Annotated in this window: 10 protein-coding genes; 7 read left to right on the top strand and 3 right to left on the bottom strand. The window is 64.4% G+C overall.

Annotated elements, in window-relative coordinates; all coding sequences use genetic code 11:
- Positions 1–268, top strand: a 268-nt coding sequence (locus tag AC0L2L_RS21585; RefSeq protein WP_473580988.1) for a hypothetical protein, incomplete at its 5' end; no start/stop codon positions are given.
- A complete protein-coding gene (locus AC0L2L_RS21580; RefSeq protein WP_473580986.1) occupies positions 256–1935 on the top strand; it encodes a formate--tetrahydrofolate ligase in 1680 nt (559 codons plus the stop codon). The genes AC0L2L_RS21585 and AC0L2L_RS21580, both read left to right, overlap by 13 nt.
- A 67-nt stretch (positions 1936–2002) precedes the next feature.
- Here AC0L2L_RS21580 and AC0L2L_RS21575 read toward each other — a convergent pair whose 3' ends face one another.
- Both AC0L2L_RS21575 and AC0L2L_RS21570 read right to left on the bottom strand, forming a co-directional pair.
- On the bottom strand, positions 2003–3316 hold the full coding sequence (locus tag AC0L2L_RS21575; RefSeq protein WP_473580984.1) for a hypothetical protein: 1314 nt from the start codon (positions 3314–3316) through the stop codon (positions 2003–2005).
- A 394-nt stretch (positions 3317–3710) separates the two neighbouring features.
- Entirely contained in the window at positions 3711–4352 is a 642-nt protein-coding gene (locus AC0L2L_RS21570; protein WP_027165014.1) for a cysteine hydrolase family protein, read from the bottom strand.
- Positions 4353–4482: 130 nt separating this feature from the next.
- Between AC0L2L_RS21570 and AC0L2L_RS21565 the strand changes: the two genes are divergently transcribed.
- A complete protein-coding gene (locus tag AC0L2L_RS21565; RefSeq protein ID WP_473580982.1) occupies positions 4483–5469 on the top strand; it encodes a helix-turn-helix domain-containing protein in 987 nt (328 codons plus the stop codon).
- On the opposite strand, the gene AC0L2L_RS21560 is transcribed toward AC0L2L_RS21565, so the two are convergent.
- Positions 5456–6013 (bottom strand): sugar O-acetyltransferase, encoded by a 558-nt coding sequence (locus AC0L2L_RS21560; protein ID WP_473580980.1) that lies wholly within the window; start codon positions 6011–6013, stop codon positions 5456–5458. The two genes, AC0L2L_RS21565 and AC0L2L_RS21560, sit on opposite strands and share 14 nt — an antisense overlap.
- Positions 6014–6147: 134 nt before the next feature.
- Between AC0L2L_RS21560 and AC0L2L_RS21555 the strand changes: the two genes are divergently transcribed.
- The 4 genes from AC0L2L_RS21555 (at position 6148) to AC0L2L_RS21540 (ending at position 10424) form a co-directional block, all read left to right on the top strand.
- Positions 6148–6609 carry a DUF4126 domain-containing protein gene (locus tag AC0L2L_RS21555; protein WP_473580978.1) on the top strand — a complete coding sequence of 154 codons (462 nt, stop codon included), beginning with the start codon at positions 6148–6150 and terminating at the stop codon, positions 6607–6609.
- A complete protein-coding gene (locus AC0L2L_RS21550) occupies positions 6606–7982 on the top strand; it encodes an FAD-containing oxidoreductase (protein ID WP_473580976.1) in 1377 nt (458 codons plus the stop codon). Before AC0L2L_RS21555 ends, AC0L2L_RS21550 begins: the two co-directional genes overlap by 4 nt.
- A gap of 122 nt (positions 7983–8104) precedes the next feature.
- Complete coding sequence (locus AC0L2L_RS21545; RefSeq protein ID WP_473580974.1) at positions 8105–9277, top strand: MFS transporter; 1173 nt, start codon at positions 8105–8107, stop codon at positions 9275–9277.
- A gap of 91 nt (positions 9278–9368) precedes the next feature.
- Positions 9369–10424 carry a M14 family metallopeptidase gene (locus AC0L2L_RS21540; protein WP_473580972.1) on the top strand — a complete coding sequence of 352 codons (1056 nt, stop codon included), beginning with the start codon at positions 9369–9371 and terminating at the stop codon, positions 10422–10424.
- The last annotated feature ends 17 nt before the right edge of the window (positions 10425–10441 follow it).

Genomic DNA, 10441 nt, shown 5'->3' with positions numbered 1-10441 from the left:
TGTTTTAAAATTTTTTTCATTTAATTTGCCCCCCGGGCCTGCCACTGTTTTAAAACAGGCCGGTTTGGGTTTTTTATTTTTCCGGGGGGTACCCCCTTTAATTTTTAACCCGCCTCCAAATCAAAGAGAGAGCATGATGTCGTCCGAAAACCGCTTCACACTTTTCGGCATCATGCTCTGGCCCGCGCGGCGTTTCGAACATGCACAGATGATCAAATCCGTCCCTTCCACCGCCCAATCCAGAGGAAAGCCGTCATGGCCGAAGTGAAGTCCGACATCGAGATCGCGCGCGCCGCCAAGAAGAAACAGATCCAGGAGATCGGCGCCAAGATCGGCATCCCTACCGAGCATCTCCTGCCCTATGGCCATGACAAGGCGAAGATCTCGGCCGAGTTCATCAAGTCGGTGAAAGGCAACAAGGACGGCAAGCTGATCCTGGTCACCGCCATCAACCCGACGCCCGCCGGCGAAGGCAAGACGACCACCACGGTCGGCCTCGGCGACGGCCTGAACCGCATCGGCAAGAAGGCCATCATCTGCATCCGCGAAGCCTCGCTCGGCCCGAATTTCGGCGTCAAGGGCGGTGCCGCCGGCGGCGGCTACGCACAGGTCGTGCCGATGGAGGACATGAACCTCCACTTCACCGGCGATTTCCACGCCATCACCACTGCGCATAATTTGCTTTCGGCGCTGATCGATAACCACATCTACTGGGGCAATGAGCTCGGCATCGACACCCGTCGCGTGATGTGGCGCCGCGTCATGGACATGAACGACCGCGCGCTGCGCGAAATCATCTGCTCGCTCGGCGGCGTCGCCAACGGTTATCCGCGCGAAGCCGGCTTCGACATCACCGTCGCTTCGGAAGTCATGGCGATCCTCTGCCTGTCCACCGACCTCAAGGACCTCGAGAAGCGCCTCGGCGACATCATCGTCGCCTATCGCCGCGACAAGTCGCCGGTCTATGCCCGCGACCTCAAGGCGGACGGCGCCATGGCGGTTCTGCTAAAGGATGCCATGCAGCCCAACCTGGTGCAGACGCTGGAGAACAACCCGGCCTTCGTGCATGGCGGCCCGTTCGCCAACATCGCGCATGGCTGCAACTCGGTCGTCGCCACCACGACGGCGCTGAAGCTCGCCGACTATGTCGTCACCGAAGCCGGCTTCGGCGCCGACCTCGGCGCGGAAAAGTTCTTCGACATCAAGTGCCGCAAGGCGGGATTGAAGCCGTCGGCGGCGGTCATCGTCGCCACGGTGCGCGCCATGAAGATGAATGGCGGCGTCAAGAAGGAAGACCTTGGCAAGGAAAACATCGAGGCGGTGAAGAAGGGCTGCGCCAATCTCGGCCGCCACATCGAAAACATCCGTCAGTTCGGCGTGCCGGCGGTGGTCGCCATCAACCACTTCTATTCCGACACCGATGCCGAGATCCAGGCGATGAAGGACTATGTCGCCTCGATGGGCGAAGAGGCGATCCTGTGCAAGCACTGGGCCAATGGCTCGGCCGGTATCGAGGATCTCGCCAACAAGGTGGTGGCGCTGGCCGAATCCGGCGCCTCGCAGTTCGCGCCGCTCTACCCCGACGCCATGCCGCTGTTCGAGAAGATCAACACCATCGTCCAGCGCATCTATCGCGGCTCGGAAGCGATCGCCGACAAATCGGTGCGCGACCAGTTGCATGCCTGGGAGCAGGCCGGCTACGGCAACCTCCCGGTCTGCATGGCCAAGACCCAGTACTCCTTCTCGACCGACCCGAACCTGCGTGGCGCGCCGACCGGTCACACCGTGCCGGTGCGTGAGGTCAGGCTCTCGGCCGGCGCCGGCTTCGTCGTCATCATCTGCGGCGAGGTCATGACCATGCCCGGCCTGCCCAAGGCGCCGTCTTCGGAAAAGATCTTCCTCAACGAACAGGGGCAGATCGAGGGGTTATTCTAAGCATCCACCAGGCTGGGAGAGATCAAGGGCGTCGCGCTATCGCGGCGCCCTTTTGCTTGCCGGATCCTTACGCCACCGTGGGCGAACCGAACTTTTTGATGGCTGCGACCGACATAGAGACGAACTGGTCGAGGATGGCGAAGAAGATGTCCAGGCTGAAGCCGAACAGGAACGCGAAGGTGAACAGGCTGAAGCCTATGCCGGTGACCTCGCCGCCGAGCTTGGTGCCGGGCGCCATGAACCAGGCGAGGATCATGCCGGCAAGCCCGCCGAGCGCGATGCGGTGAATGAGCCGGGACAGCGGCGGGTTGGGCAGCAGCGGATTGAGGATCATACGCATGTGGAACATGATGCCGCCAAGCGCGCCGTAGAGCGCGGGCAGGATCCACAGTGCATAAGGGCTGAGAACCTCGCTGAGCGTCTTGGCCTGCAATGTCAGCGTCGAAATCGAATTCGGCGTGATCGTGATGACACCGTCGCACTGCAGGTTGCGTGTCGCCTCATCGAAGTCGGCGTTCACGTCTTCCGCCTGGCCGGACATGCCGGTGGCACTGACGACTTGCGTGCCGCCTTGAGCATTGCCGTTGCTCCTGCAATCGAAATCGGACTGCTTGAGCGGTTGGCTGTTCTCAGCCCCGCCTTGCTGTTGCGCCAGCGCGACCTCCTGGCCACAGAACTGGTCTATGGCCATCTGCCGGGGGTTCGAGAAATCAAGCGGCGCGCCGGCTTTTGCCGAGGAAGCCGAAAGCTTGCAATAGGCCCATTGCATGCCCCAGAACGGAAATGGCGCCTCCTGCGTCATGAACCCCTGCGCCCTCACCAGCAGCGAGGAAAAACGCTGATCGAGCGAATGCAGGCTGTCGACGGAATTGTAATAGGCGTCCTTCAAGAGCGTAAGGTCGGTCGCTGACGCCTGCTGGGCGGTGGCCGAGCTCAGTTGCTTCTTCGTCGCCCAGACCTGCCTGATCGACTGCCCGAAGCGGGCGCTGAAATCATTGTTGTCGATCTCCTGCAGCTCGGTGCTGATCGCGATGCCTCTGTTGTAGACATAGGTCAGCTTGCCGATGACGATCATCATCGTCACCGACAGGGCTATGAGAAAATAGGTCGCGAGCGCGGTCCGCCGTGACATGTCGCCCGGCGACCAGCCGGTTCGCAGGGCAGCCAGGGTGGAAAACGGCACGGTGCCGGAACAGTCGTTGAGCACCGTCTGCAGTTTGACGACCTCGGGCTGGCTTGCCGTCGCATCTTGGAGTTTTTCCGCATCGCCGATCGCGGCGAACAGCGCGCTGTCCTTGAACACGCCGTAGCGGCCATAACCGGCGACCAGCTTCGCATCTGCCAGCAACCCGGAGACAAGGGGATCGTGGGATGTCGTCATCGCGCGCCCCTCCGAAGACTAACCCAGGTAACCCGGCACGAAGCCATATTGCGACGGGCATCCGCAGGCATAGCCGGGAGGCCCGGGCGGCTGCGCCCAGCACCAGAAGAATTGCGTGAAGCAGATCGTTCCGGGTGCGTGCGGCGGGACTTGCGCCAAGGCGGGCCAGGGCAGCAGCGCCGCGCCGACGGCGAGAGCCAGGACAACCAAGCTTCGTGCAACGCGCGCTTTCAATTCAGCCCCCAGCCAACCGCGCTTATTCACATGCGCGGTGACTCTCCGGAAGAACCGGGACGACTTCCGTGAAATGGGTCACGCTGTCCTGGATAATTTCGTCGCCAAAGCAAAGGCGCCGCATCCTGGCGGCGCCTTTGCCGTTCGAAGGTGGGCCGAGCTACGCGGCGTTGCGGGCAAGCGCCCGCTGGTTCGATGCGTAGATCGTGTCGCGTTCCGGCAAGGCGCCGGTTTTCAGGCAATCGACCCATTCGGCGGTCTTCAGCACCGCCGCGAAGCGCGACTGCAAAACGACGCTCACCACCCGGTGGATATCCTCTGCCGACGCATAGCCGGCACTGTTGGCGTAAGGCACCGAGCCGCTGGCATCCGAAAGGAACTCGACGGCAAAGCCCATATGCACGGCGTGGATGATGGTCGACAGATCGCAATTGTGGGTCATGTAACCAACGACCGCGATCGTATCGATGGCATTGGCGCGCAGCCAGGCCTCCAGATCCGTGCCGGTGAAGGCCGACGGCAGCGTCTTTTCGACATAATGGTCGCGTGCGCGCCTGGCGATCTCGGGATGCAGTTCGCCGCCATGGCTGCCCTTGGCGAAGATCGGCGAGGTCTCCGGCGCCATCTGCTTGACGACGACGACCTTGATGCCGGCCGCGGCGGCCGCATCCATGGCGCGCGCCACGTTGGCGACACTGTCGGTGAATGGCGGATGTTGGATGGCGAGATTGCCACCGTTGTAGTCGTTCTGGACGTCGACGACGACGAGCGCGCGGCGTGGCTGGATGGCAGGTGCTGACATGGCGGTTTCCTTTCGATCGGGTTGATGGGCCAAAATTAGGCGGATGCTTCGCGAGTCGAAAGTGTCCCGATTGACATCATTCGAAAGAATTGGGACATTCATCAATCAATCAACCCAAACGATGTCTGCCATGAAGAACCCGATCATTGCCGCTGTCGCCTTCGATGGCATCAGCCCGTTTCACCTCTCCGTCCCTTGCCTGGTGTTCGGCGCGGACCGCACCAAGCTTGGCCTGCCGCGCTTCGACTTCCGCGTCTGCGCGATGGAGGAAGGACCCATTCACACCGATGCCGGACTGAGCATCCTCGTGCCGCATGGACTATCCGCGCTCGACGAGGCCGACATCGTCATCATTCCAAGCTGGAAGGACCTCGAGGCTCCGCTGGCCGCGCCGTTCAAGGACGCGCTGCAGCGCGCGCATCGGCGCGGCGCGCTGATCGTCGGCTTGTGCCTCGGCACCTTCGCCATTGCCGGCGCCGGCTTGCTTGCCGGGCGGAAGGCGACGACCCACTGGGCCTATACGGATCAGCTGCAGGCGCTGCATCCAGACGTAGAGATCGACGCCGACGTGCTCTATGTCGACGAGGGCGACATCATCACCTCCGCCGGCGTCGCCGCCGGTCTCGACTGCTGCCTGCATATCGTGCGCGCCCGCTATGGAGCCGAGGCAGCGCTTCGGCTTGCCCGCCACGTCGTGCTCTCGCCGCACCGGCAGGGCGGCCAGGCGCAGTTCATCGAGCGCCCGCTTGCGCCGACGCCAAACGCTGACCGGTTCACGCAGGCTCTCGACCAGGTGCGGGCAACACCCGGCGAACCGCACAGTCTCGACAGCGTAGCCGACATGGCCGGCCTCACCCGCCGTACCTTCACGCGCCGGTTCCAGAAATCGATCGGCACCAGTTTCGGCGACTGGCTTGTCGACCAGCGTGTCGCGCTGGCGCAAAGGCTGCTGGAGCAGACGGACAAGTCCATGGACATGGTGGCCTTCGAAGCCGGCTTCGGCAGCGCCACGTCGCTGCGCCAACATTTCGCCACGCGGCTCAGAACCTCGCCGATGCAATACAGGCGCGAGTTCTCAAGAGTTGTTCAAACCGCAGACGCGCTCAGTGGCGCTTAACCGCGCGCGCCGGATTGCCAACCACGGTCGTGTTGGCCGGGACATCGCGCGTCACCACTGCGCCCGCACCGACGATAGCACCCTCGCCTATGCTGACGCCGGCCAGGATCACCGCGCTGCCGCCGATCCAGGCATTGTCGCCGATCGTCACCGGCCTGGCGACCTCCAGTCCAGCCAGCCGGCCGGAGGCTTCGCGGTGATGCTCGGCGCAGTAGATTTGCACGTTGGGGCCAAGCAGCGTCCCGTTGCCGATGCGCACCGGCGCCGTGTCGAGGATGGTGCAGCCGGCATTGAGGAAAGTGCGATCGCCAAGGAACAGGTTGAAGCCATAGGCGCAGTGGAACGGCGCCTCGATGCGCGCGCCTTCGCCCACGCCGCCGAGCAGCGCCCGCAAGGCAGGACCCATATTGCCACGCTGCCGGGGCGGCAGGCCGTTGTGCTCGAACACCGCGTCGCGGGCCGTCACGCGCAGCGCCTCCAGCTCTTCGTCGATGCAGCTGTACCATTCGCCCGCCGCCATCTTCATGCGTTCGCTTGTCGTCACGGCGGCGCCACCAGATTTTCTCTGCTGCCAAAGCATAATCGATTGTCAGACAAAAGCCCCGTAGCCAAAAGCTTGGCTTGTGCTAGCCTGCCGTTGCGGGACCATGCGACGGTCTTAATTTGAGGGGGTCGATCATGCTTTACATCCTTGCACTGCTGATAGGTGTCGTTGCCGGCCTGCGCGCCATGACCGCGCCGGCGGCCATTGCCTGGGGCGCCTGGCTCGGCTGGCTGCCGGTTGCCGGCACCTGGGCAAGCTTCATGGGCCACTGGATTGCCGTCGGCATCTTCACCATCCTGGCGATCGTCGAGCTGATCACCGACCAGCTGCCGTCGACGCCGAGCCGCAAGGTTCCGCAGCAGTTCGGCACGCGCATTGTCGTCGGCGCCTTCTGCGGCGCGGTGATCGGCGCCACGGCCGGCGCCACCATCGGCGGCCTGGTCGCCAGCGCGATCGGCGCGGTGATCGGCACGCTGGGCGGCGCCGAGGCGCGCGGCCGGCTGGCCGCCGCCTTCGGCAAGGACCCGCCCGCCGCCTTCATCGAGGATGCCGTCGCCATCATCGGCGGGCTGCTGATCGTGGCCGCGGTCGCATGAGCGCAAAGACCTTCGACGCCATCGTCATCGGCGCCGGCCAGGCCGGCCCGCCGCTGGTCGGGCGGCTCGAGGCCGCCGGCATGAAGGTTGCGCTGATCGAGCGCAAGTTCATCGGCGGCACCTGCGTCAACACCGGTTGCATGCCGACCAAGACGATGGTGGCGAGCGCCTATGCCGCGCATCTCGCCCGCCGCGCCGCCGATTATGGCGTCACGCTCTCAGGCCCCGTCGGTGTCGATTACAAACGGATCAAGGCGCGCAAGGACAAGGTCACCAACGACGCCCGCGGCAATCTCGAAAAATGGATCGCCGGCATGCAGGGCTGCACGCTCTATCGCGGCCACGCGCGTTTCGAATCCGCCGACACCGTGCGCGTCGGTGACGAGCTGCTCACCGCGCCAAAAATCTTCCTCAACACCGGCGGCCGCGCCTCGGTGCCCAACCTGCCCGGCGTCAAAGAGGTGCCCTACCTCACCAACGCCTCGATGATGGATCTCGATGTGCTGCCCAGCCATCTGATCGTTGTCGGCGGCAGCTATATTTCGCTCGAATTCGCCCAGATGTTCCGCCGCTTCGGCTCCGAAGTCACGGTGATCGAGAAGGCGCCGCGGCTGACCGGCCGCGAGGACGAGGACATTTCCGCGGCCATTCTGTCGATCCTCGAAAACGAAGGCATAACCGTTCATGTCGGCGCCGGCGATATAAGCTTCGCCAGAAAGGGCAGCGATATCGCCGTCAGCTTCGCCGCCGGCAGGCCGGCGGCGGTGGGCTCGCATGTGCTGCTGGCGCTGGGACGCACGCCCAACACCGACGATCTCGGTCTCGACAAGGCCGGCGTCGAGGTCGACCAGCGCGGCTTCATCGTCGTCGACGACCACCTGCGCACCAATGTGCCCGGCATCTGGGCGATGGGCGACTGCAACGGCAGGGGCGCCTTCACCCACACCTCCTATAACGACTTCGAGATCGTCGCCGCCAACCTGCTCGACAATGATCCGCGACGGGTGAGCGACCGCATCGAAGCCTACGCGCTCTATATCGATCCGCCGCTTGGACGCTGCGGCATGACGGAAGCCGCCGTGAAAAAATCCGGCCGCCGCGCCCTTGTCGGCCAGCGGCCGATGACCCGTGTTGGTCGCGCTGTCGAAAAGGGCGAGACGCAAGGCTTCATGAAGATCCTGGCCGATGCCGATACCGGCGAAATCCTCGGCTGCTCCGTGCTCGGACCGGGCGGCGACGAGGCGATCCACAGCGTGCTCGACCTTATGTATGCCAAGGCGCCGATCTCGACGCTGGCGCGCGCCATGCACATCCACCCGACCGTCTCGGAGCTGCTGCCGACCATCGCCCAGGAGCTGAAGCCGCTGGCTTAGCTAGGTTCCGTCCGCAAAGCCGCTCTCGCCTTTCTGCATTGCTGCGTTGCAACAATGGCGCTTGTGCGCCCGGCGCATCCAGAGCCAGTCTCGATTTTGAACCGATTCAGTCCGGACACCCCATGCCGCTGCCGATCCTAGCGCTTGCCATTGCATCCTTCTGCATCGGCACCACCGAATTCGTCATCATGGGCCTGCTGCCGGAAGTCGCGGCCGACCTCCGCGTCTCGATCCCCTCGGCCGGCCTTTTGGTGACCGGCTACGCGCTGGGCGTCGTGTTCGGTGCGCCGATCGTGGCCATGGCAACAGCGCGCCTGCCGCGCAAGCCGGTGCTCGTCGGCCTCGCCACCCTCTTCGTCATCGGCAATCTCTTCTGCGCCCTCGCGCCGAACTATTGGCTGCTGATGGCGGCGCGCGTCTTCACCGCTTTCGGCCACGGCGCTTTCTTCGGCATCGGTTCGGTGGTTGCAGCGAGCCTGGTGCCGCGCAACAAGCGGGCGAGCGCCATCGCCCTGATGTTCGCCGGCCTGACGCTTTCCAACATCCTCGGGGTTCCCGCCGGCACGGCGCTCGGCGAGGCTTTTGGCTGGCGCGCCACATTCCTCGCAGTGGTCGGCATCGGCCTGATCTCGGTCGCGGCTATCGCCTGGCTGGTGCCGTCGGATGTCGCGGAACCCAGCGGCGGCGGTCTGCTCGGCGAATTGCGTGTGCTCGGCAAGCTGCAGGTGTGGCTGGCGATGCTGATCGCCTCGCTCGCCTCCGCCAGCCTGTTCGCGGTCTTCACCTACATCAAGCCTTACCTGACAGACGTCTCCGGCCTCTCGACGGCGACCGTCACCTGGGTGCTGCTCTTGTTCGGCGCCGGCATGACCATCGGCAATATCATCGGAGGCAGGCTGGCCGACTGGAGGCTGATGCCGACAGTGATTGCCACGCTGCTCGCCATGGCCTTGCTGTTCGTCGTCTTCACCGGGTTCGGCGCCATCGCAAGCGTAGCCGTGGCGATCGTCTTCCTGTGGGGTATGCTGATCTTCATCGTCGTGCCGCCGTTGCAGATACGCGTCGTCGAGGCGGCTTCCGAAGGGCCTAATCTTGCAGCCACGCTCAACCAGGGCGCCTTCAATGTCGGCAATGCCGGTGGCGCCTGGATCGGCGGCCTCGCCATCTCCTGGGGCGTATCCTACGCCAACCTGCCGCTGGTGGGCGCCGCGCTCGCCCTTATGGCCGTCGCCGTAGCCGTGCTGTCTCAGGCGCTCGACCGCAGAACGGTCCTGCAGCCGCAGCCGGCCGAGTAGTCGCACCCAGCGCCGACAGCACGCGGCTGGACCACTCGACAGTCCGATCGCAAAAATGCATGGGTGAAACCTCTTCAGGCGGAGATGTCCCATGCAGAAAACGATCGAACGCATCGCCGGCGACAGCGAGGGCGTCGCTTACGAATTTCCGGTCTTCCGCTTCGAGGGCAAGGACAAGGCGGCCCCTTCCGCCTATCTGCAGGCGGCGCTGCATGCCGGCGAACTGCCGGGCGTCGTCGCCATCGACGCGCTGATGCCCATGCTGGTCAAGGCGGAGGCCGAGGGCCGCATCAAGGGCGCGATCGCGATCGTGCCCTGGGCCAATCCGATCGGCCGAGCGCAATATCATTTCGGTGAGCATCAGGGCCGCTTCAATCTCGGCACAAGGACCAATTTCAACCGCTCCTTTCCGCTGCTTGCGGCGCCCGACGCCAGGCTCTTGCCGAATGTCAGCCTTGGCGGCGCCGATCGCCGGCTGAAGAACCGGCTCGTCCAGCTCTCGCTCGGCAACGACATCGTCCTTGACCTTCACTGCGACGATGAGGGCCTCGCCTATCTCTACATCCACACCAGCCTGTGGCCGCATATGGCCGACTGTGCCGCCGCGATGGGCGCCGAAGCCGTCTTGCTGTGGAGCGAGGACAATACCGGCACCTTCGAGGGCGCTTCGATCATGCCCTACCAGAACGTGCCCGCAGGCGTCGCGCGCTTCGACCGGCGCGTCGCCACCACGGTCGAATATCGCGGCATGCTCGATGTCGATGGCGCCCTGGCTGCGTCCGATGCCGCGGGACTCTACCGCCTGCTGGTGACGCGTGGCGTGGTTCAGGACCCGTCCGTCCCGAAATTCGAGAAGTTTTCAGGCTCTGTCGTCCCGATCGAGAACATCGACATGACGCCCTCGCCTCGGGCCGGCGCAATCCTTTACGACGTCAAGCCCGGCGACCGCGTCAGGAAAGGCGATAGGCTGGCGACGATCGTCCATGCGCCCGGCGAGGCCGGCGGCCGCACGGAAGTGTTTGCCCCGCAGTCGGGCTTCATCTTGACCCGCCGCTCGCGCCGCATCATCCGCGCCGGCGAGGATCTCTTGAAGCTCGCCGGCGACGGCAGGAGCAGCGATGCGCGCTCGGGCACGCTGGAGGACTGAGGCCCTCATCCGTCGAC

Source organism: Mesorhizobium sp. WSM4832 (assembly GCF_055811115.1).
The sequence above is the reverse complement of the archived record's forward strand: the minus strand, read 5'-3'. Positions and strand labels throughout refer to the sequence as shown.

Coding starts and splice junctions, on each gene's coding strand:
- AC0L2L_RS21580 (WP_473580986.1), top strand. CDS start 256: ATGGCCGAAGTGAAGTCCGACATCGAGATCGCGCGCGCCGCCAAGAAG.
- AC0L2L_RS21575 (WP_473580984.1), bottom strand. CDS start 3,316: ATGACGACATCCCACGATCCCCTTGTCTCCGGGTTGCTGGCAGATGCG.
- AC0L2L_RS21570 (WP_027165014.1), bottom strand. CDS start 4,352: ATGTCAGCACCTGCCATCCAGCCACGCCGCGCGCTCGTCGTCGTCGAC.
- AC0L2L_RS21565 (WP_473580982.1), top strand. CDS start 4,483: ATGAAGAACCCGATCATTGCCGCTGTCGCCTTCGATGGCATCAGCCCG.
- AC0L2L_RS21555 (WP_473580978.1), top strand. CDS start 6,148: ATGCTTTACATCCTTGCACTGCTGATAGGTGTCGTTGCCGGCCTGCGC.
- AC0L2L_RS21550 (WP_473580976.1), top strand. CDS start 6,606: ATGAGCGCAAAGACCTTCGACGCCATCGTCATCGGCGCCGGCCAGGCC.
- AC0L2L_RS21545 (WP_473580974.1), top strand. CDS start 8,105: ATGCCGCTGCCGATCCTAGCGCTTGCCATTGCATCCTTCTGCATCGGC.
- AC0L2L_RS21540 (WP_473580972.1), top strand. CDS start 9,369: ATGCAGAAAACGATCGAACGCATCGCCGGCGACAGCGAGGGCGTCGCT.